We start from the raw sequence: 22,097 nt of genomic DNA, 5'->3' as shown, positions 1-22,097 counted from the left end.
CAGTGGGCTTCTCCGCACCGGGCCACCGGCACGGGCCAGGGCTCCCCGGGCTGAGATCCGCTGACCGAGCCGTCGCCAGTCGGCCCTGAACACTTTCGACCCGATGGACACACAAGGAACACCATGACCGATATACGCACCCTCGTCTCCCGTCTCGACCTCGACCAGAAGATCGCCCAGATCCAGGGCGTCATCCCCATGGACCTCATCGACTTCGCCAAATTCAGCACGCCTGGCGCCGAAACCCCGGATTTCTCCCAGGGGTTCCCGTACGACATCGACCAGCTCCGGCGAGTCAGGCCGCACGGCGTCGGCCACCTCTCCATGGGACAGCAGTTCAGCCCGGACCTGGAACAACTGCGCCGGGACCTCGCGCACTTCCAGGACGTCCAGCGGGAGTTGGCCCCGTTCGGTATCGGTTCGCTCGTGCACGCCGAGGGGGTCAGCGGGTTCGTCCACCCGCAGGGCCACCAGTTCACGACTCCGTGGGGGCAGGCGGCGAGCTGGGATCCCGCGGTCAGCAACACCGTCGGGCGGACCGCCGCGCGGCAGGCGCGGGGGGTCGGTATCCACCTGCTCTTCTCTCCCGTGCTCGACCTGGCCCGCGACATCCGGTGGGGGCGGGTCCACGAGACGTACGGCGAGGACGCGGAACTCGTCACGCGCATGGGAATCGGTTTCATCCGCGGGGTGCAGGGCGACGACGCGGACAGCGGCATCCTCGCCACCGGCAAGCACTTCCTCGGCTACGCGAACTCGCTCGGCGCCCTCAACCAGGCGGCCACCCAGCTCGGCCGCCGCGAACTGACCGACGTGCACGCGGAGCCGTTCCGCCGGGCGATCGCCGAGGCCGGCCTCTCGGTGGTCATGAACTCGTACAACGACATCGACGGAATACCGGCCGCCGCGAACCGCTGGCTGCTCACCGACCTCCTCCGCGACCAGCTGGGTTTCGACGGACTCGTCGTCAGCGACTACGACTCGCTCACCATGCTGCACAACACCTACCGGACCGCTCCCACGCCCGGGCACGCCGCAGGGCAGGCGCTCGACGCCGGCATCGACGTCGAGCTGCCGGGCAACGCCACGACGAGCAGCCTGCGTCCGCTCATCGAGGACGGCACCTTCCCGGAGGAGGCTCTCGACCGGGCCGTCACCAACGTCCTCGAAGTGAAGGCGCGCCTCGGGCTGGTCCCCGACATCCGGCCCGCGCGCCCCGCCAGGGCGGCGGAGGGCTTCGACCGCACGACCGCCGACCGGCAGGCACGCGAGGTCGCCGGCGCGAGCGTCACCCTGCTCGCCAACGACGGCATCCTTCCCCTCGCCCCAGGCGCCGCGAAGGTCGCCGTCGTGGGACCCGCCGCCGACGAGCTCCGCGTCCACTTCGGCGCCTACTCGACCGTCTCCGAAGCCGAGATGGTGAAGGCGATCTCCCTCCTCGCCACCGGCGCGCTCCCCGGCCAGAGCGCCTCGCCGGACGTGTTCCCCGACCTCTTCCAGGTCCGGCTCCCCGGCATCGAGCCCGCCTTCGAGGAGAACGCCCGTACGCTCCACCCCGAGTCGTTGACCGTGGCCGACGCGGTCCGCGCCCTCGACCCGGCCGTGCGATATCACGCGCTCGGCAGCCTCGAACAAGACGCGCCCGCCCTGGACCCGGCGGCGGTCGCCGCGTCCGTCGCCGACGCCGACGTGGTGATCGCGGTCGTCGGTGAGCGCACCGGCTGGGCCGGGAACAACACCGCGGGCGAGGGCCGCACGGCGTCGAACCCGACGCTGCCCGGCAACCAGACCGAACTGGTCGAGGCCCTCCGGGACGCCGGCAAGCGGGTGGTCACCGTGGTCGTCTCGGGCCGTCCGCTGCTGCTGGAACCGGTGCACGAGGCGTCCGCCGCGGTCCTGCTCGCACCGCTGCTCGGCCCGGTCGCCGGACCTGTCATCGCCGACGTACTGTACGGAGTGGCCGAGCCCGGCGGTCGCATCCCCTCCACCTTCCCGCGCCGCGTCGGGCAGATCCCCATGTACCACGGACATCCGATCGGCTCCGGCCACGACCACCCCACGCTGCCGCGCCACGGCTACATCGACCTCACCGACAGCAGCCCGCTCTACCCCTTCGGCCACGGGCTCTCCTACACCACGTTCGACATCACGCTCGACGGCGTCACGGTCGAGGACGGGGCCTTGAAGGTGGCGGCGCAGGCCCGCAACCTCGGCGAGCGGGACGGCTCGGCCGTCGTGCAGCTGTACGTGCGCGACGAGGGAGCCACCGTGGTCCGCCCGGTCCGGCAGCTCGTCGACTTCGCACGCGTCCCGCTCACCGGGTCCACCACCGAGAAGGTGGAGTTCACTGTTCCGCTGGAGCGCCTCGCCTACACCTTGCCCGACGGCCGGCGAGGCGTAGAGGCGGGCGAGGTGACCGTACTCCTCGGACTCTCCAGCGCCGACATCCGCGGCGAGGCCACGGTCGAGGTCCCGGACCTCGTCTGACCCAGAAGATCCGCGGAGCAGGTCGCCGCCACGCGCTGGCCCTATGGTTCGGGTCATCCCGCCCGGCCGGTGTCTTCGCAGGAGGACTCCCCTCCCGAAGACACCGGCCGGGGTACGTCGAGCGACCGGCGACACAGCTAGGAGTACGACCATGACGAGCCGCCCTCATGCGCTCACGACCAACTCCCGGTCCGCGCCCCTCGGGATCGGGGCCGCGACCCCCTGTTTTGCGTGGAGAACGCCTGAAGGCACGGAACAGGACGCGTACCAGATCGAGGTCACCAACGGCGGGGCCTTCACCGTCGCGGAAGACCGGGCAGCCACAGAACTCGTGTGGAAGTCCGGGATCATCAGCGGGGCAAAGCCGTTCGGTATCGCCTACGGCGGAGCTCCGCTGCTGGCACGCACCCGTTACCTGTGGCGTGTACGCGTCTTCCAGGACGGGCTCGCCTCGGACTGGAGCGAACCGGCCCCCTTCGAGACCGGTGTTCTCGCCCCTGACCACCTCACCGCGCGGTGGATCTCGGCGCCGCCGAAGGGCCCCGACGACCGGCATGCGCTCTACTTCAAGAAGGAGATCTCGCTCCCGGCACCGGTTGTCCGAGGCCGCGCCTACACGAGCGCCCTTGGCTGGTACCGGCTCTTCGTCAACCGTGAGGACATCACCGGACAGGAGCTCGTCCCACGGTGGACGCCGTTCGACGAACAGGTGGAGTACCAGGTCTACGACGTGACGGACGCGTTCGGCGAAGGAACGAACGTGATCGGCATGGTGGTCGGCGACGGCCGGTACCGCGGTACGTTGGGCTACGGCATGCAAGATGCCCGGTACGGCGACCGGATCGGTGTCCTCGGCGAGATCGTGCTCGACCTCGCCGACGGGACCCGGCGGACCGTCACGACCGACGGGACGTGGAACGTCGGCCGTGGCCGGATCCGCACCGCGGACCCCGTGTTCGGCGAACACGTCGACCTGCGGATCGAGGCCGGTGCCTGGCTGGAACCCGGTGCCACACTGGAGGAGCAGACGCAGGCGGTACCGCTCCCGCCGCACGACCGCGTCCTTATCGCGGAGGACGTCGAACGGGTCCGCGAGACCGGCCGCCGCAGTGGCAGCGTCCGCACCGCTCCCTCGGGAGCGCAGATCATCGACTTCGGCCAGAACTTCACCGGTGTGGCCGCCCTGACCCTGCGCGGAACACCGGGGAGCACCGTCACCATCCGCTACGGGGAAGTACTCACCCCCGCAGGCGCCCTCGACACGGCCCATCTCATTCCGAAGAAGAAGGGAAAGCGGAAGGGCAAAGAGCAAGCGGTGAAGGGGGAACGCTTCCAGCGTGACGTGGTGATCCTCGGCGAGACCGCCACCGAGTACTGCCCCTCACTCACGATGCGCGGGTTCCGCTACGTCTCCGTCGAGGGCGCCGACCCGTTCGGCCCGGAGGACGCCATCGGCATCGTCATGTCGAGCGACATCGAGCGGATCGCCCGCTTCGAGTCGTCCGATCCACGCCTGGAGCAACTGTGGAGCAACGCGATGTGGTCACTGCGGTCGAACTTCCTGGACACCCCGACCGACTGCCCGACCCGTGAGCGCAGCGGCTGGACCGGGGACATCCAGGTCTTCGGACCCACCGCCGTCCAACTCGTCGACTGTGGCGCATACCTGCGCAGATACCTGGCCAACCTGGCGGTTGAACAGTACGACGACGGCCGGGTGCCCCCGTTCATCCCGTCCGAGAGGTCGGCCGTTCTCGGTCGGCACCCCATGGAGTACGTGGCCACTTCGACCGGCTGGGGCGACGTGGCCGTCATGCTGCCGTGGACGATGTACACGTACCTCGGCGACGAGCAGGTACTGCGCGCCCAGTACGACAGTGCCAAGAAGTGGGTCGACCACCTCGCCGCACGAGCCACCGGGCGCAAGGGGCTCGCCCGGCGGTTCGGCCGCCGGTACGGACACCACGAGCGGTACATCGTGGACAGTGGCTTCCACTTGGGAGAGTGGCTGCGTCCGGGCGAGGGCAGCACCTGGGCCAAGTCCTTCCTGTTCCCGCCCGCCGTGGTCGCCACCGCCTACTTCGCCCACTCCGCGGCACTCCTCGCCCGCATCGCGCGGGTCCTCGGCCGGAAGGCAGACGGCGAGCACTACGAGGATCTCCACCGCAGGGCGACCGGGGCGTGGCGCGCCGCGTTCGTCCACAAGGACGGCGCGCGGATCGGTGAGGACAAGCAGGACGACTACGTGCGAGCCCTCGCCTTCGGCCTCCTCCCCGTTCATCAGCGGCAGGCCGCCACCGACCGGCTCGTCGAACTCATCGAGGCCGCCGGCGACCACCTGGGCACCGGCTTCCTGAGCACCCCCATGCTGCTCCCGGCCCTGGTCGAGGCCGGCCTGGCGGACGTAGCCCTGCGCCTGCTGTTCCAGACCACCTCGCCCTCCTGGCTCGCGCAGATCGAACAGGGCGCGACGACGATCTGGGAGCAGTGGGAGGGATACGACAAGGACGGCAACGCGCGGGACTCCCACAACCACTACGCCTTCGGCAGCGTCGTCCGCTTCCTTCACGAGTACGTCGCCGGGCTCGCCCCCGCCGCACCCGGCTACCGGGAAATCCTCTTCGCGCCGGTCGTGGGCCACGGTCCGGGCGGTAGGGGCCCGCAGTCCGCGGGAGTCGAGATCTCCACCCCGTACGGCATCGCGTCGAGCCGCTGGCACCACACCTCGGACGGAGAGGTCCGGCTCGACATCCGGGTTCCTGCCGGGGCGACCGGCATCGTCCGCCTCGGCGGCGAGGAGCGCCGAGTCCCGGCCGGCGAGCACACCTTCACGGCGCTGGTCGGCGAACCGGCACGCAGCGCCGCGCGCCCCGGGCCGTCAGAGAAGCCCGCTGCCTGATGCTGTCGCACCACGAGAGGAAGCGATCTCGAGACAGCTTTGGGGTTCTGACCCGGCTCGGACGTCCGACTCCTCGCCGGTTCCGGCCGGTCAGCCGACGAACGGCATCAAAACCTCTGCGTTCTCCCTGAACCCTGAGAAAGGATGACAGAAAATGAGCGTCAACCCGATTCTGCCGGGCTTCTACCCGGACCCGTCCATCTGCCGCGTGAAGGGCACCTATTACCTTGCGACCTCCAGTTTCGAGTACTTTCCTGGAGTCCCGATATTCCGCAGTTCCGACCTGCTCGAATGGGAACAGTGCGGTAACGCGCTCGACCGGCCCGAACAACTCAAAGTCACCCGTGGCCCCGAGGCCGGCAGCACCGGCATCTACGCGCCGACGCTCCGCCATCACGACGGGGTCTTCTGGCTGGTGACCACCAACATGGCGGACTACGCCAAGGGACACATCATCGTGCATACCACCGACCCCGCCAAGGGCTGGAGCGATCCTGTGCACACCCTGGGCACGGTCGGCATCGACCCCGATCTGGCGTGGGACGAAGCGGGCAACTGCTACCTGAGCTGGGCACAGGGCGCGTCCGGAATCCAACAGGCAGCCGTGGATCCACTGACTGGCCGCCTGCTCTCCGAGCCGCGGCTGCTGTGGGGCGGAACGGGAATGGCGCATCCCGAGGCCCCGCACCTCTACCGTCGAGGCGGCTGGTGGTACCTCGTCATCGCCGAGGGCGGAACCGAACGCGGCCACTGCGTTTCGGTGGCGCGCTCACGCTCGATCACCGGACCGTTCGAGCCGCATCCGGCCAACCCGGTTCTCTCGCACCGCAGCACCGGTCACGTCGTGCAGAACACCGGCCACGCCGATCTCGTCGAACTTCCCGACGGGCGATGGGCCATGACCTACCTCGGTGTCCGGCCCCGCGGCAGCACCCCGCAGTTCCACGTCAACGGACGGGAGACCTTCCTGGCCGGAGTCGAATGGGCTGATGACTGGCCGGTGGTCATCGAGGACGCCTTCGAGGTACCGCCGCAGCCCACCACGTTCTCGGACGACTTCACCGCTCCCGGACTCCATCCCCGGTGGGTGTCGCCCGGCATCGCTCCGAGCACGTTCGTCCGCCACGACGACACCGGCGGCATCGTGCTCACCGGCGGTCGAGCCCCCGAGTCCCGCGAAGCCGTGCACCTGCTCGCAGTGCGCACCCGTGACGCCGAGTGGCAGGCCGAGGCGACCGTCCCGAAGGGTGACGTGGCACTGGTGGTGCGGATCGACGACGGACACTGGGTAGCAGTCGAGCGGACTGGCAACACGGTGACCGCTCGCGCCGTCATCGGCCCGTGTGACCAGAAACTCGCCTCTGCCACCGTGCGGGACTCCGACGTCCCGCTGGCCATCCGCGCCTCGGACACATCGGACCCCCTCAGCCTGCACAATGGACCGGACCGTCTCGAACTCGGCTTCCAAGAAGACGGCCGCTTCCACTCCCTCACGCATGTCGACGGCCGTTACGTGTCCACCGAGGTCGCCGGCGGCTTCACCGGCCGTGTGGTCGGCGTCGAAGCACTGGGCGCCGACGCGCTGCTCACCCGCTTCGCCTACACCGCGCCGCTGCCGCGCGACCCCCAGCCGCGTACCTGACCCCTATCGATGCGGCGGCCCCGCGCATACACCGGCGGGGCCGCCGAGTGGGGACGCCCGCCCCTCTGCCTTGGATTTCTCAGCCGGCCATGTGGCGGGCCGCGACGTAGCCGAAGACCATCGCGGAGCCGATCGGGGCGCCGGGGCCCGGATAGTGCGTGCCCGCCGGGGAGGCGATGGTGTTGCCGGTCGCGTACAGCCCCGGTATCGCTGTGCCGTCCGCGAGCAGCACGCGGGCCGAGGTGTCGACGCGAAGGCCGCCCTTGGTGCCGAGGTCGCCCAGGACGATCCTGACCGCGTGGAAGGGTCCGCGCTCGATCGGCACCAGAGCGGGGTTCGGGCCCGTGCCGTCGGCGAAGAAGGCGTCGTAGGGGTCCTCGCCGCGGCGGAAGTCCGCGTCCGTCCCCTCGGCGGCGTAGCCGTTGAAGACCCGGACCGTATCTGCCAGAACGTCTGCGTCCGCGCCGATGGCCTCGGCGAGGCCGTCCAGCGTGTCCGCCGTGTGCCACAGCCCTGCCCGAGTGAAGGACGCGGGGTCGACGGGCACGACGACGCTGCCCGGCAGTTCCTTCGCCCACCGGCCGTCGAAGACCCACCACACCGGACGCTCGGGGGCGTCACCGCGCCCGGCCGCCAGCATGGCCCGTCCCATCCGGTCGTACGGCAGGCTTTCGTTGGCGAAGCGCCGTCCGTCGGCGCCGACGAAGACCCCACCCCGGAAACCGAGGGCGAAGTTGGCGGAGCCGTCCGGGAAAAGCACGGACGGGCACCACCAGGATTCGGTCAGCAGCCCAGTGTCCGCGCCGATCGCCCGGCCGGCGAGGATGGCGTCGCCCGTGTTGCCGCCGGGCGCGCCCATCGTCCATTCCGCTCCCGATAGCCCCTGCCACTCACGGCGCAGCCGGTGGCTGGCTTCGAAACCGCCTGCCGCGAGCAGGACACCGCGCCGGGCACGGATGCGCACCTCTCGCCCGTCGCCCGTCGTCACGCACGCTCCCTGGACTGCGCCGTCCGGTCCGGTCGCCAGTTCCCCGAGGGCGGTGTCGCGGCGGATCCGGGCGTGTCCGGTGGCACGCAGGGCCGACAGCAGGGCGGCGACCAGGGCCCGCCCATCGGTGAAGGGCCCCACCGGGGCGGGGGCGCCCAGGCGTTCCTCCGCGACCGGAGGGCGGATCGCGCCCAGCAGTTCGTCCCCGGGCGCGGCAGCGGGGAACGCCGCGGGGAACACACCGCGGCCGACCGGGAAGCGGCCGGGGGCGTCGTAGTAGTCGGGGAACGGACGGTACTCGAACCGGATCGCGGGGTTCTCCTCCAGGAACGCGACCATCGGGCCGGCGTTGTCGACGTAGGCGTCCTGGAGGTCCCCGGGGGCGCTGTCGCCGACGACGGCCCGGAAGTAGGTGCGGCCGAGCTCCGCCGAGTCCTCGACGCCGGCCCGTTCCTGGGCGGGGTTGCCGGGCAGCCAGAGACAGGCTCCGGCGTAGGCGGTGGTACCCCCGTAGAAGCGGGTCTTCTCGATCACCAGGGTGTCCAGCCCCGCAGCCGCGGCCGTATAGGCGCCCGTGAGGCCGCCGCCCCCGGAACCCACCACGAGGACGTCGCACTCCTCGTCCCAGTCGATTGTCGCTCTCTCGTCGCTCATGTCCGGTCTCCTCGATCGCGTGGGTAGGTGTGCGGTGGGTCTGGAGGGGGGCTGCGGCGGCGTGTATCTTCCGTCGCCGTAGAGGGGCTGCACAGGAAGACGGGCCGCGCTCCGGCCCGGTGGCGCAACCGGTCGAGAACGGCCGTGCCCTCAGCCGCCCGGTCTTCGAGTACCTGGACACTGCCGTGCGGTGCCCAACTCCACCGGCTCCGGTCGCCGCGCCGCTGTGGGGCCGCCCGCACCCGGCCGCCCCCAGCGCGCCACGCTCACGCGGCGCGCGTGGGGTTCCGCCCGCCGATCGTCTCGGTGACCGCGTCCGCCGCCGCGATCAGGCGCTCGCGCCACCGGGCGATCTGCGAGGTGCTCGCCTGCGGCGGCATCCCGAAGAGGACCAGCACCTGCACCACCGTGCCGTCGCGGCCGTGGACCGGCGCCGCGATGACACGTACGTCGTGGAGCGCGTCGGGGTCGAGTTCCTCGGGCTCGTACTGGTCCAGGACCTCGTCCAGCACGTGGCTCATCCGCCGGTCGAGCTCCGGTGTGCGCACCGCGGCGGTGAAACCGTCGACCTCGGTCCACACCTTCTCGTGGCGCTGTGAGACGAGTCCCAGGGACCACTGACGCCGCCGCACCTGGTCCAGCATCCGCAGGCACGTCGCTCGGTCCTCCTCGGACACGGGCCGGGGCAGTCGGGTGATCCACTGATCGGCCGCCCGCTCCCCTTCGCCTCCGACGAACAGCGCTCCGTACGGCGGTACGAGCGGGAGTCTGCGGCCGACGTGCGTGCGTACGGCGGTCTCCGGCGGGCCCGCCGCCGCCACGACGACGATCTCGTCCCCCGCCACCGACTGGGCGTAGCATTCCAGGCCGAACTCGTCCGCCAGCGCCCGCATGTGGTCCCGTGCGAGGTCCGCGAGCCGGATCTGGGCGGACAGGTCGTTCTCGTAGGGGGCGACGAGGCTGCGGGCCGTGAATCCTCCGTATCCGCCCTGGAAGAACAGCAGGGGCGCGGTCGGGTTCTGCACTCCGAGGGCCGTCACCCGCCCGAGCACGATGTAGTGGTCACCGGCCTCGAAGACCTGGTCGGCGGCGCAGTCGATCCACGCCACGGTGCCGGACAGCACGGGCGCTCCGGACGGGCCCGGCCGCCACGCGACGCCGTCGAACTTCTGCGCCTTCTTCGAGGCGAACCGTCGGCACAGGTCCTCCTGGTCGGCCGCCAGGACGTTCACGCAGAAGGAACGGGCGGACGAGAGGCGTGCGTAGGAGTTCGACTTCTTGTCGGGCAGGAACGCCACCAGGGGTGGGTCCAATGAGACGGAAGTGAAGGAACCGACCACCATTCCCACGGGCTCGCCGTCCGGGGCGAGGCCGGTCACCACGGCCACGCCGGTGGGGTAGTGCGCGAGAACCGTGCGGAAGCTCTGGGGGTCGAAAGGCTGAGAAACGGCGAGGCTCATGATCCACGCTTCTTTCGTCGATCGGCGGTGCGGGTGCTGGTCGTTCGGCGGCGCCCGGCCTCAGCCGCTCAGGTGCTCGCGCAGTGTGGTGCCCGTGTACTCCTTGCGGAACAGGCCGCGGTCCTGAAGGCGTGGCACGACCTCGTCCACGAAGTCCCGGAGCCCGCCGGGAAGGTCGGCGGGTATGACGTTGAAGCCGTCGGCCGCGTGCGTCTCGAACCAGAGAGCCATGTCGTCGGCGACCTGGTCGGGCGTGCCCACGAGGCAGCGATGGCCGATGCTGAGCCCGACGCGCTGGATCATCTGCCGGATCGTCAGTTTTTCGGCGAGCGCGGTTCCGATGAGCAGTGCGGGCCGTGACACGCCGGCGTGTGCGGGCAGTTGCTCCCGGATGTCGGGCACCGGCCCGTCCAGGTCGTGGTCGCGGAGATCGATCCCGCCGAACGCCTGCCCCAGGAAGGTCAGCGTCGCCTCCGGGCTGATCAGCGAGCCGAGTTCGTGGGCGAGGTCCTTCGCCTCGGCCTCGGTGCGGCCGAGGATGGGGGTGAGACCCGGCAGGATCTTGACGTCGAACGGTGAACGTCCCTTTGCCGCCGCGAGTTCCCGGACGGTGCGTACCACTGTGCGGGAGGCCTCGGGGTCGTACTGGGTGGTGAAGACCATGTCGGCGAAGCGTGCTGCGAGGTTCAGGCCGGTCGGGGAGGAGCCCGCCTGCGCGAGCAGCGGCCTGTCCTGGGGCGGCCGGGGAACGGTGAGCGGCCCGCGCACCTGGAAGTGTTTGCCCCGGTGGGCGATCTCGTGGACGCGGTCGGGGTCGGCGTAGACGCCGGTGGCCCGGTCGGCGACGATCGCGCCGGGCTCCCAGCTGTCCCACAGCTTGAGGACGACCTCGACGAACTCCTCTCCGCGCTCGTAGCGGGCCTCGTGTTCGGGCAGTTCGGCCGAGCCGTAGTTGCGGGAGGCTCCGGCGATGGCGGTCGTGACGATGTTCCATCCCGCTCGGCCGCCGCTGAGGTGGTCGAGCGTGGCGAACTGGCGGGCGACGGTGAAGGGGTCGTTGTAGGTGGTGGAGCTGGTGCCGATGAGCCCGATGCGCGAGGTGACGGCGGACAGGGCGGAGAGCACGGCCACCGGGTCGGGCCGTTCCCCGACGTCGGCGCCGATGGAGTCGGGGAGTACGAGCGCGTCGGCGATGAAGACGGCGTCGAGGCGGCCCTCCTCGGCGATGCGCGCGGTCTCGGCCCAGTGCTCCAGCGTGTGGAGTCGCTCAGGCGCGGTGCGCGGCGACTTCCAGACGGAGTGGGCCACGCCCAGTCCCTGGGCGAACACGGCCAGATGCATGGCGCGCTGCTGATTTCCGGATTCCATGGGCGACTCCTCCAGAACAAGACGGGGCACGCGGCCCCCGCCGAGTGTAGCCAAGCATCGCTTGGTGGATACTTCCCTCCAACCTAGCGTTTGGTTGGTAGCCGTGGATACTGTGTGGGCATGCCTATCCAGTTGGACATGTCAGGCAAGGTCGTCCTGGTCACCGGAGGTACCAGGGGCGTGGGCGACGGCATCGTGGAGGTGTTTCTGAGGGCGGGCGCGCAGGTCGAGACCTGTGGGCGGAGCGCCCCGGCCGTCTCCTGTCCCGTGGACGGGGAACGAGCACACTTCAGTCAGGTCGATGTGCGCGAACCCGACCAGGTCGAACGGTGGGTCGAGGACGTCACGGCGCGGAGGGGCCGGATCGACGTGGCGGTGAACAACGCGGGCGGTGCGCCGTTCGCCGACTTCGCGGCCGCCTCCGCCCGCTTCCATCGCAGGGTGACCGATCTGAACTTTCTGGCGCCCGTCTTCGTCAGCCGCGCCGTCTTTCCGGTCATGGACGCCCAGGAGGACGGCGGCGTCGTTCTCAACATCACCTCCATCAGCGCCCGGCGCCCCAGCCCCGGATCGGCCGTCTACGGCGCCGCGAAAGCCGCCCTGGAGAGCCTGACGACGACGCTCGCCGTGGAGTGGGCCCCCCGGGTGCGGGTCAACGCGATCAGCTGCGGGCTCGTGGCCACCCCCGGAGCCACGGACCACTACGGCGACGCCGAGCAGACCGCCCGGGTGGCCGCGACGATCCCGCGCGGGGTCTTCGCCCGGCCCGAGGACATCGGAACTGCCTGTCTGATGCTCGCCTCCCCTCTCTCCGCCCATATCACCGGCGCCGTACTGAACGTGGACGGCGGCGGCGAATGGCCCGCCTTCCTCCAGCACTCGCCCAACACCGACGTGCTGGCCGCCGACACACCTCGCCCCTGAAGCCGGACAACCCCAAGGAGCCCCTCATGCCCGAAGCAGTCATCGTGTCCGCCGTCCGTTCCCCGGTCGGGCGGGCGCACAAGGGCTCGCTCAAGGACCTGCGTCCCGACGACATCGGAGCGCAGATCGTGCGAGCCGCACTCGCCGAAGTGCCGGCGCTCGACCCGTCGGACATAGCGGACCTCATGCTGGGCTGCGCCCAGCCGGCCGGCGAACAGGGCTACAACCTGGCCCGGATGACCGCCCTGCGCCTCGGCCACGACACCCTCCCCGGCACCACGGTCCAGCGCTACTGCTCCTCCTCGCTCCAGACGACGCGCATGGCCTTCCACGCGATCCGGGCCGGCGAGGGAGACGCCTTCGTGTCGGCCGGCGTGGAGATGGTCTCCCGGTTCGGCAGGGGCAAGGCCGACGGGATGCCGGAGACCCGCAACCCGGTGTACGAGGAGGCAGCGGGGCGTACGGCACGCCGGGCCGCCGGTGAGGGCGATGCATGGGTGGACCCCCGCGTAGCCGGTGACCTGCCCGATGTCTACATCGGCATGGGCGACACCGCGGAGAACGTGGCCCGACTGTGCGGTGTCTCGCGGCGCGAGCAGGACGAGTTCGCGGTCCGCAGCCAGCAGCTGGCCGAAGCGGCCGACGCTCGCGGGTTCTGGCAGCGCGACATCACCCCGGTCACCCTGCCGGACGGCACCGTGGTCGCCGCCGACGACGGGCCCCGCAAGGGAATGACTCTGGAGAAGGTCTCCGCGCTGCGACCGGTGTTCCGGCCGGACGGCACCGTGACCGCGGCGAACTGCTGCCCCCTCAACGACGGCGCCGCGGCCCTGGTCGTCATGAGCGACCGGCGCGCGGCCGAGCTCGGCCTGGCCCCGCTGGCCCGGATCGTGTCCACCGGGGTGTCGGCGCTCAGCCCGGAGATCATGGGTCTCGGACCGGTGGACGCCTCCCGCGAGGCGCTGGACCGGGCCGGTCTCTCGGTGGGAGACATCGACCTGTTCGAGTTCAACGAGGCGTTCGCCGCCCAGGTGATCCCCTCCGTACGGCAGCTGAAGGCCGACCCGGAACGGGTCAACGTGAACGGTGGCGCGATCGCGCTGGGCCATCCGTTCGGCATGACGGGGGCACGCATCACCACGACGCTGATCCATGCCCTCCAGGAGCGGGACGGTCGCTTCGGCCTGGAGGCCATGTGTGTGGCCGGCGGTCAGGGCATGGCCATGGTGATCGAGCGGCTCAGCTGAGCCGCTGACGCAGACTGGTCTTGAGGATCTTGCCACTGGCGTTCCTCGGCAGGTCGGACAGCACGATCACCCGCCGGGGCACCTTGAAGTTGGCCAGCCGCTCCTTGCAGTACGCGATGACGTCCCCCGCCGTGGGGTCCGCCCCGCGGCGGGGGACGACGTAGGCGCAGGGCACGGCCCCGAGCCGGGCGTCGGGTACGCCGACCACCGCGGCCTCGGCGATCTGCGGATGGTCGGCCAGGGCGTTCTCCACCTCCGCGGGGTACACGTTGAAGCCGCCCACGATGATCACGTCCTTGATCCGGTCGGTGATCTTCAGGCAGCCGTGCTCGTCGAGCCGGCCCACGTCCCCGGTACGCAGCCATCCCTCCGCGTCCACAGCCGCCCGGGTCGCCTCCTCGTCCTCGAAGTAGCCGAGCATCACGTTGTCGCCGCGCAGCAGGATCTCGCCGTCCCCGCCCTCGGCCACGTCCTTGCCGTCCGGGCCGACGACCCTGATCTCGATGCCGGGCACGGCGGGGCCGGTCGTCCGCTCCACGTGGGCCGGGTCCTCGCCGGGCCGCGACCGGGTCGCCACGACGCACTCGGTCAGGCCGTACGCCTGCGCGACGGTGTCGAAGCCCAGCTCCTCACGCATCCGCCGGAACAGCGACTCGGGGACGGTGGCGGCGCCCGCGGTCGCGAAGCGGAGGGAGGAAAGGTCGAACTCCCGGAGCCGGGGGTGGTCGAGAAGGGAGACGAAGAGGGTGGGCGCGCCGGGCAGCACCGAGATGCGGGCCTCCTGGATCAGTTCCAGAAGGCGGTCGGCGTCGAACGTCGCCACCGGGTGGATGGTGGCACCGACGGCGATCGAGGCGATCACTCCGGTCTTGTAGCCGAAGCCGTGGAAGAACGGGTTGACGATCGCGTAACGGTCGGTGTGGCTCAGTGCCGCGCCCTCGGCCCACACCAGCGCCGTTCCGATGGTCTGCCGGTGCGCGCTCATCACACCCTTGGGCAGGCCAGTGGTGCCGGAGGTGAACATGATGTCGCTGAGGTCGTCGGGGCTGACCTCCCGGGCGATACGGGCGCCCTCCTCCTCCGGGACCTCATCCGCGCGGGCGACGAAGTCGTCCCAGGACAGCAGACCGTCCACGGACCGGTCCGCGCCGAGGTCCACCACGGTCCGCAGCCAAGGAAGCCCGGGTACGGGACCGGACCCTTCCGGCCCGGGCTCCCGCACCGCTCCGTCCCGATCCCCCGGCCCGGCCTCCTCCCCGGTGCCGGCGCCCTCCGTCGCCGCGTCCCGTAGCATCGCGGCGAAATCGGCGCCGAGGAAGCCGTTGGCGAGGACGAGTGCCGAGGCCCGGGACCGGCGCAGGATCACCGCGGCTTCGTGGCCGCGGTAACGGGTGTTCATGGGCACCACGGAAGCACCCGCGCTCTGCGCGCCGAGCAGAGCGAGCACGAACTCCAGCCGGTTGGGCGCCCAGACGGCGACCCGGTCACCGGGACGGACTCCCACCGCCAGGTAGGACCGCGCCGTCCGCCGGACCAGCTCCGCCAGCCGGCGGTAGCTCACCGAGACCCCGCTTTCGACGACGGCCGGATGGTCTCCGTACCGCTCCGCCGCCAGGGCGAGCAGCCGGGGGATGGTCAGGGGCACCTGGACCTCGTTCACGTACATCCTCCTAAACAACCAACCGCTTGGTCAACAACTGGGGATATGCTGGGCAGTGCAGGGCGCGGGCCGGATACCCGCAAGCCGCCGTCCCGCTGAGTGGGACGGCGGCTCCGCGGTGTGTGGCACGATGCGGGCAAACGCTTGGTGGTCGGAGGCAGCGCCCCGACGGAGAGGACGAACGACATGGCGATACGTCGCCCCGCCCGAACGGCAGCCCCCACCCGGGCCGCGGCCAGGAACGGCGGATCCAGGAGCGGCAGCTCCGTGCGCCGGGCGGAGCTGTTGGAGATCGCCGCGGGTCTGTTCGCCTCCCGGGGTTTCACTCAAACGACCGTCCGGGACATCGCCGACGAGGCGGGCATCCTCTCCGGCAGCCTCTACCACCACTTCAGCTCCAAGGAGGAGATGCTCGACGAGATCCTGCGGGACTTCCTCGGGCACCTCCTGGAGCGTTTCACGGAGATCGAGAAGGAGGCGGAGGACCCCAAGGATGTCCTCGACCGGCTGGTCGCGCACTCCTTCACCACCATTCACCAGACCCCGGAAGCCGTCGCCCTCTACCAGAACGAGGCGGACGCGCTGAGCGGTCTGCCAGGATTCGAGTACGTCGACCAGATGGGCAAGAAGATCGAGAGGATCTGGCTGAGGGCGCTCACGGCCGGCCAGAAGTCCGGGATCTTCCGCCGCGACGTCGATGTGAACCTGACCTACCGGTTCATCCGGGACACCGTGTGGTGCACGGTGCGGTGGTACCGCCCGCGCGGCCGGTTCCGCGCCGAGGCGGTGGCCGAGCAGTACCTCCGCATCCTGTACGGCGGCCTCGTCACGGAGTGACGGGCACCTCGCGCTCGCGGAGCCGACCGGGGTCGATCACCTCACGGATGAGCCGGAGTTCGGCCTCGTCCGGCGTACGGGTCTCGGTGGCTCCGCCCATGTCCATCTCGAAGCCGGTGCTGCGCCGGACCTCCTCCTCCGTGACGCCCGGGTGGAGCGAGCGCACGCGCAGCAGACCGTCGCTCCCGTAGTCGAGGACGGCCAGGTCGGTGATCACCACTCCCAGATGGTGAAACCTCAGCCCCTTGCCCGCGCGAGCCCGGTCGTTGCCCACGCCGCAGACCACGTCGACCTTCTCGACGAAGACCTTCGGCGAGTGCCGGGCCACCCAGTAGTCGGTGCGGTGGTTGACCGTGTTGCCCGGTGCCCCGCGCACGCCGATGAGCTGCCGGGAGGGACGCCGCCAGTCGCCGATGAGGGAGATGTTCTGGTTGCCGTACCGGTCGATCTGGCTGGCGCCCATCATGCTCTGGCGACGGCCGCTGGCGACGATGTCGAAGACCCGGCGGTAGGGCACCCAGCTCTCGACGACTCCCCCGTCCGCGGCGGTGCGGCCGAGCGGCGGCGGCTCGCTCACGAAGAACGCCTCGCCGTCACTCAGCACCAGATCCGGGCTGGTCGTCAGCCGTGCGAGCCGCGCCCCGACCGCGGGCAGTACGCCGACCGCGTGCGCGAGCACCTCGCCGGCGTCGCGCCACGCGTCGGCGCACGCCGCGGCGCACACCTCGGCTCGGGTGATGTCCGTCATCGGCCGTCCTCCTTCTCGTCGCGCGCGGCGTGGAACTCCGCCACCGCCTCGTGGTACTCCCGCTCGCCGCCGTCCAGGAACCTCTTGCGAAACTCCTCCCAGGAGCCCGCGTCCCGCGCGGCTGACGCGTAGTGGGCCTGGAACGCCTCGTCCCGGGCGTAGTCCGGCTCGCACGAAGTGGAGTGCGCGCCACCCGGCACCTCGATCACACCGTCGGTGAAGAGGCGGCTGATCAGCAATGACTGCGCGGGCCCGCCGGCGGCCAGCTCCTCAGGGGCGACGATCTGCTCGGTGCTCACGTAGCAGCGTTCGGCGGCCATCGCGTACAGGTCGTCGAAGTACGGATCCGGTCCCAGGTACTGGGCGTTGCCGGCGGCGTCGGCGCGGTTGACGTGCACCAGGGCGACGTCGAGGCGCAGCGCCTTCATGGCGACGTACTCCTCGCCGTCGTAGGGAGAGGCGATCGTCAGCAGGTCGGGGTTCATCGTCAGGACGTCGGAGCCGAGGCCCGCCCGGGTCGGCAGAAAGGACAGCCGGGCAGCAGCGGCACGCAGACCGGTGACGAACATGCCCTCGTCGTACTCGGCGGTCTCGATCTCACCCCGCTCGCGCGCCGCCCGGAAGTGCGGGTCGAGCGCGATGCTGTCCAGCGAGACGAAGGCGTAGACGAGCTTGCGGACCCGTCCCGCCGCGCAGAGCAGCCCGACGTCCGGGCCGCCGAGGGTGACGACGGTGAGATCCCGCGCGTCGCCGCGAAGGATCTCACGGACCAGCGCCATCGGCTTGCGGCGCGCCCCCCATCCGCCGATCCCGATCGTCATGCCCGACTCGATGGTCCCGGCGAATTCCTCCAGGGACATCGATTTGTCGCCCATGGACAGTTCCTCTCAGACGCGGACATCGAATATCTCGATATCCAACCTAACGCTTGGTTGGCGCTGAAGACAGGTCTACCTAGCAAGCAATTGCTAGGTTACGTTGGGTCGGCCGACGACTTCTAGGGACAGGTGGTTCGATGTCCGACAGCACACGACACGCGGTAGTGACTGGTGGCAGCAGCGGGATCGGCCTGGCCGTGGTGGACCTACTTCTCGGCAGAGGGGCGCAGGTCACCGTCCTGGACGCGCAGCCGATACCCGATCGACCGGGATCCCCGCGGGGCGCCGGACTGCGCGCGTTCTCCGTGGACGTAACGGACGAGACGGCCGTCCGGGGCGCACTCGACACCGCCACCGAGCAGGCCGGCCGGCCGCCGAGCCTGCTGGTGACGAGCCATGGTGTCCGGGGTGGCTTCGTCCCGGCTCTCGAACTGGACCTCCCCGCCTACCGGCGCGTGCTGGACGTCCATGTGACGGGCACACTCGTGGCGGCCAGGTCGCTGGTGCGATGCATGGAACAGGCGCCCGGCGGCCCCCCGACGGGCGGATCGATCGTGACCGTCTCCTCCACCACCGCCTACGGCGGCTGGGTGAACCAGGCCGACTACGGGGTCGCCAAAGCTGCGGTCCGCCAGCTCACCCAGAACCTCGCCGTCGAGTGGGCCTCCCGCGGGATTCGGGTCAACAGCGTCGCCCCGGGCCACACGTTGACGCCCATGGTGCAGGAGATGATCGACCAGGGCTATGACGTGAGCGCCACAGAGGCACGTACGCCGCTCGGCCGGCTCTGCACCCCCGAGGAGATGGCATCCGCCATCGTGTTCCTGCTCATGGACGCCACGTTCTCGACCGGTGTGTGCATGCCCGTCGACGGCGGCTGGACGGCGGTGGGCAAGTGAGCGACGCCACCCGAAGGAACCGGTCGGCCCGGCCCCTGGGCGACCTGACGGTCTTCCCGGTGGGGATGGGCGCGATGACCCTGACCCAGGTCCCCGGTTACGACGAGGCCCGCGCGATCCGCACCGTCCACGCGGCAGTGGACGCCGGGGTGACCCTCTTCGACACCGCCGACGTCTACGGCCCCGGGGCCGGGTCCGGCGTGAACGAGTCGATGCTCGCCAAGGCGCTCGAAAGCTACCCGGGCCCGACCGACCAGGTGATCATCTCGACCAAGGGCGGACACCTGCGACCCGGCGACCAGGTCTGGGAGACCGACGGCCGACCCGAACACCTGCGCCGCGCCTGCGAGGCCTCCCTGCGCCGCCTCCGCCTGGACGCCCTGCCGCTGTACCTGCACCACCGGCCCGACCCCAAGATCCCTTACGCCGAGACCATGGGCGCCCTCCACGACCTCCACGCAGCGGGCCTGATCCGCCGCGCCGGGATCTCCAACGCCGATACGGAGCAGATCCGGCTGGCCCGCACCATCCTCGGTGAGGCGCTCGTGGCGGTGGAGAACGAGTACTCCCCCGGCTTCCGGTCCAGCGAGCCCGAAATGGCGCTCTGCGAGGAACTGGGACTGGCCTTCCTGTCCTGGGGGCCGTTCGGCGGAATGCGCCAGGCGAAGGAGCTCGGGGCGAAGTACGGCGCGTTCGAAGCCGTCGCGCGAGAACGCGGAGTCAGCCCCCATCAGGTAGTGCTGGCCTGGCAGCTGGCCAAGTCCCCGGCCATCATCCCGATCCCCGGGGCCGGTCGGCCGGAGTCGGTACGGGACTCGGCGGCGGCGGCCGGACTGAGCCTTGACGCCGAGGAACTGGAACGGCTGGAGATGGGTCAGGAGGCCGAGGGGGCGTGACTCAGCCCCATCAGCTGTTCCAGGACGTCCTCCGGGAGCGGAACTGGCAGGAAGCCGAGGAACTGACGCATCGGCATCGACTCGGCCATACGCATCGCATCGGCGTTGTCGTCGGCCATGGCAGCCTGCTCCTCGGTGAGGCCGGCGCGTATCGCCCCGGTCAGGGCGGGGCCGACGGCCGGGTGGCCGAACCACTCTCCCACGGTGGAGTCAAGGGTGATCAGCTTGATCAGCTGGTCGCCGGCGAGGTCGAGAGGGGCGGAGACGAGGACGTCATGGGCGTTCTCGCAGAGCTGCACCTGGTAAGGGCCGGCGGCTACGGTCCAGCCGTCGAGGGTGATGTCCCAGTAGGCGAAGGCTCGCCGGTCCAGGTCGAGGATGACCGTTGTGGACTCGCCGGGGTCGAGCGCTACCTTGGCGAAGGCGCGTAGCTCGCGGGCCGGGCTGCTGACCGGCCGCTTCGGGGCGGAGACGTACACCTGGACGACGTGCTTGCCGGCGCGGCCCCCGGTGTTGGTGACGGTGGCGGTCGCCTGCGCGGTGTCCGGGCCGGTCCGAGTGACCTGGAAATCGCTCGTCTCGAACGTCGTGTAGCTCAGTCCGTGGCCGAAGGGGTGGCGAACGGCGACGTCAGCGGTCTCGTAGTAGCGGTAGCCGACCATGACGCCCTCGCCGTAGCGGACGTGGCCCTGCTCGCCGGGGAAGTTGAGGAACGACGGGGTGTCGGACAGACGGTGCGGGATCGTCTCGGCCAGACGGCCCGAGGGGTTGACCCGGCCGGTCAGCACGTCGGCTATCGCGCCGCCGCCCGCCTGACCCGGGAGCCACGCTTCGAGGACCGCGTCCACCTCGTCGTACCAGCTGTCCGCCAGGCGGACGACGCCACCGTTGAGGAGGACGACCACGGTGCGCCGGGCTGCCTGTGCCACGGCTCTGATCAACTCAGTCTGGTCTACGTGAAGTTCGAGGTGCTCGCGGTCGAATCCCTCGGATTCGTCGGCTTCCCGCAGGCCGACGAAGAGTACGGCGGTGTCCGCCTGCACAGCGAGTGCGACGGCCTCTTCGCGCAGCCGTGCCGCGTCGTCCTGCCCGGCGGTGTCGTAGCCCTGGGCGATATCGAAGCGGGCGTTCGGAAGCAGCGCGCGCAGCTCATCGGCCGGGCTGTCGACGCGGGTGGCGTTGACATGGGAGCTGCCACCACCCTGGTAGCGCAGGGCGGTCGCGAACTCCCCGATCAGAGCGAGGCGTCCCGACGGTGCGAGCGGCAGCGCGCGGTCCTCGTTCTTGAGCAGGACCAGACAGTCGGCGGCGATCTCGCGGACGAGCTGATGCTGCGCCTCGTGGTCCACCGGCGTGGGGGTGGCCTCGGCGCGGACCCGGCGGGCCAGCGCGCGCAGCCGGTCGACCGCGGTGTCGACGACGGACTCGTCCAGGGCGCCCGCGCGGACCGCCGCGGCGACTTCGGCGTCGGTTCCGCCGCCGTTGCCCGGCATCTCCAGGTCGGTACCGGCGGCCAGCGCCGCGACCCGATCGGCTACCGCGCCCCAGTCGGAGACCACCAGGCCGTCGAAGCCCCACTCCTCGCGGAGGACCTCGGTGAGCAGCCGGCGGTGCTCGGCCGCGTACACCCCGTTGATCTTGTTGTACGAGCACATCACGGTCGCCGGCGCGGCCTCGGTGACGATGCGCTCGAAGGCCGGAAGGTAGATCTCGCGCAAGGTGCGCTCGTCGACGTCGGCGCTGACGCGCATCCGGTCCGTCTCCTGGTTGTTGGCCGCGAAGTGCTTCACCGAGGCACCGACGCCCTGGCTCTGCACACCACGCACGTGGGCGGCCCCGAGCACCCCGCTGAGCAGCGGGTCCTCCGAGAAGTACTCGAAGTTACGGCCGCAGAGCGGCGAGCGCTTGATGTTGACACCGGGGCCGAGCAGTACGTCCACGCCGAGCGAGCGCGCTTCGCGGCCCAGTGCCTCACCGAGCCTACCGACCAGCTCCTGATCCCAGCTGGAGGCGAGGGCGGTGGCCGGGGGGAAGCAGGTGGCGGGTGCGCTGTTGTTGATGCCGAGGTGGTCGCCCTCGCCGGACTGAAAACGCACGCCGTGCGGGCCGTCACTGAGGGTGAGCGAGGGGATGCCCGCCTCTTCGGCGGATTCCGTGGACCACAGGCCGCGGCCGGAGAGCAGGGGAGTCTTCGTGTCGAGGCTCAGCGTGGCGTCCGCGCCGGAGGCGCTGTCTACGGGTGCATGGGGCATGGTGGCGGAATCCTCAGTTCGGTCGGGGCGGCGGGGCAGGAAGAGCGGCGGGCAGTGGTCACCAAGCTGTCGGCGGAAGGTGTGGGCTCCCGCCTCGGCCGTGAACGCGCGCCTGTCGAGTAGCCGCACTGCCGCCTCGGCGCCGGGCGGGATGGATCAGATCGAGGCAGGAAATGCCGTTCTCGTGGCGCCAGGCGGACTGGACGCGGGCGCTCGGGCCGGCGAGCGAGTGGGCAGGCCGAGCCGTGTCACGACTTC

At 70.6% G+C, this 22,097-nt stretch carries 15 protein-coding genes; 8 read left to right on the top strand and 7 right to left on the bottom strand.

The genetic code is table 11. The features are described from left to right. Positions 1-123: 123 nt before the first annotated feature. The 3 genes from ACFWM7_RS02765 to ACFWM7_RS02755 all read left to right on the top strand — a co-directional run bounded on the left by ACFWM7_RS02765 (position 124) and on the right by ACFWM7_RS02755 (position 7,028). Positions 124-2,487: a glycoside hydrolase family 3 N-terminal domain-containing protein gene (locus tag ACFWM7_RS02765; protein ID WP_383254264.1), complete on the top strand. Its 2,364-nt coding sequence runs from the start codon at positions 124-126 to the stop codon at positions 2,485-2,487. 151 nt (positions 2,488-2,638) lie between these two features. Then, positions 2,639-5,386, top strand: coding sequence for a family 78 glycoside hydrolase catalytic domain (locus tag ACFWM7_RS02760; protein ID WP_383254261.1), 2,748 nt, complete (start codon positions 2,639-2,641; stop codon positions 5,384-5,386). 154 nt (positions 5,387-5,540) lie between these two features. Beyond that, entirely contained in the window at positions 5,541-7,028 is a 1,488-nt protein-coding gene (locus ACFWM7_RS02755; RefSeq protein ID WP_383254257.1) for a family 43 glycosylhydrolase, read from the top strand. Positions 7,029-7,107: 79 nt separating this feature from the next. Here ACFWM7_RS02755 and ACFWM7_RS02750 read toward each other — a convergent pair whose 3' ends face one another. The 3 genes from ACFWM7_RS02750 to ACFWM7_RS02740 form a co-directional block, all read right to left on the bottom strand. Further along, the gene (locus ACFWM7_RS02750; RefSeq protein WP_383254254.1) at positions 7,108-8,670 is read right to left on the bottom strand and encodes an FAD-binding protein; all 1,563 of its coding nucleotides are present in this window, start codon (positions 8,668-8,670) and stop codon (positions 7,108-7,110) included. A 266-nt stretch (positions 8,671-8,936) separates the two neighbouring features. Continuing rightward, the gene (locus tag ACFWM7_RS02745; RefSeq protein WP_383254251.1) at positions 8,937-10,130 is read right to left on the bottom strand and encodes a flavin reductase; all 1,194 of its coding nucleotides are present in this window, start codon (positions 10,128-10,130) and stop codon (positions 8,937-8,939) included. 60 nt (positions 10,131-10,190) lie between these two features. Then, positions 10,191-11,498, bottom strand: a complete 1,308-nt coding sequence (locus ACFWM7_RS02740; RefSeq protein ID WP_383254248.1) for an LLM class flavin-dependent oxidoreductase — start codon at positions 11,496-11,498, stop codon at positions 10,191-10,193. 120 nt (positions 11,499-11,618) lie between these two features. Here ACFWM7_RS02740 and ACFWM7_RS02735 point away from each other — a divergent pair, with 120 nt between their 5' ends. Then, the gene (locus ACFWM7_RS02735; RefSeq protein WP_383254246.1) at positions 11,619-12,422 is read left to right on the top strand and encodes an SDR family oxidoreductase; all 804 of its coding nucleotides are present in this window, start codon (positions 11,619-11,621) and stop codon (positions 12,420-12,422) included. 26 nt (positions 12,423-12,448) lie between these two features. Then, on the top strand, positions 12,449-13,669 hold the full coding sequence (locus ACFWM7_RS02730; RefSeq protein ID WP_383254243.1) for an acetyl-CoA C-acetyltransferase: 1,221 nt from the start codon (positions 12,449-12,451) through the stop codon (positions 13,667-13,669). On the opposite strand, the gene ACFWM7_RS02725 is transcribed toward ACFWM7_RS02730, so the two are convergent. After that, positions 13,662-15,329 (bottom strand): AMP-binding protein, encoded by a 1,668-nt coding sequence (locus ACFWM7_RS02725; RefSeq protein ID WP_383254241.1) that lies wholly within the window; start codon positions 15,327-15,329, stop codon positions 13,662-13,664. The two genes, ACFWM7_RS02730 and ACFWM7_RS02725, sit on opposite strands and share 8 nt — an antisense overlap. 186 nt (positions 15,330-15,515) lie before the next feature. Between ACFWM7_RS02725 and ACFWM7_RS02720 the strand changes: the two genes are divergently transcribed. Then, positions 15,516-16,166, top strand: a complete 651-nt coding sequence (locus tag ACFWM7_RS02720; RefSeq protein WP_383254239.1) for a TetR/AcrR family transcriptional regulator — start codon at positions 15,516-15,518, stop codon at positions 16,164-16,166. Here ACFWM7_RS02720 and ACFWM7_RS02715 read toward each other — a convergent pair. Together ACFWM7_RS02715 and ACFWM7_RS02710 are read right to left on the bottom strand one after the other, a co-directional pair. Then, a complete protein-coding gene (locus ACFWM7_RS02715; RefSeq protein WP_383254237.1) occupies positions 16,156-16,914 on the bottom strand; it encodes a CoA-transferase subunit beta in 759 nt (252 codons plus the stop codon). The two genes, ACFWM7_RS02720 and ACFWM7_RS02715, sit on opposite strands and share 11 nt — an antisense overlap. Further along, positions 16,911-17,789, bottom strand: a complete 879-nt coding sequence (locus tag ACFWM7_RS02710) for a CoA transferase subunit A (RefSeq protein ID WP_383254235.1) — start codon at positions 17,787-17,789, stop codon at positions 16,911-16,913. Before ACFWM7_RS02710 ends, ACFWM7_RS02715 begins: the two co-directional genes overlap by 4 nt. A 140-nt stretch (positions 17,790-17,929) precedes the next feature. Here ACFWM7_RS02710 and ACFWM7_RS02705 point away from each other — a divergent pair, with 140 nt between their 5' ends. Then, positions 17,930-18,691, top strand: coding sequence for an SDR family NAD(P)-dependent oxidoreductase (locus ACFWM7_RS02705; protein ID WP_383254232.1), 762 nt, complete (start codon positions 17,930-17,932; stop codon positions 18,689-18,691). 65 nt (positions 18,692-18,756) lie between these two features. Continuing rightward, a complete protein-coding gene (locus ACFWM7_RS02700; protein WP_383254300.1) occupies positions 18,757-19,587 on the top strand; it encodes an aldo/keto reductase in 831 nt (276 codons plus the stop codon). Here ACFWM7_RS02700 and ACFWM7_RS02695 read toward each other — a convergent pair. Beyond that, positions 19,566-21,839 carry a glycoside hydrolase family 3 C-terminal domain-containing protein gene (locus ACFWM7_RS02695; RefSeq protein WP_383254230.1) on the bottom strand — a complete coding sequence of 758 codons (2,274 nt, stop codon included), beginning with the start codon at positions 21,837-21,839 and terminating at the stop codon, positions 19,566-19,568. The two genes, ACFWM7_RS02700 and ACFWM7_RS02695, sit on opposite strands and share 22 nt — an antisense overlap. Positions 21,840-22,097: the final 258 nt, after the last annotated feature.

The organism is Streptomyces sp. NPDC058375 (assembly GCF_042723425.1).
In the GTDB taxonomy this organism is placed as follows: domain Bacteria; phylum Actinomycetota; class Actinomycetes; order Streptomycetales; family Streptomycetaceae; genus Streptomyces; species Streptomyces durocortorensis.
Note: the sequence above shows the minus strand (reverse complement) of the source record. Positions and strands in the feature narration are given on the sequence as shown.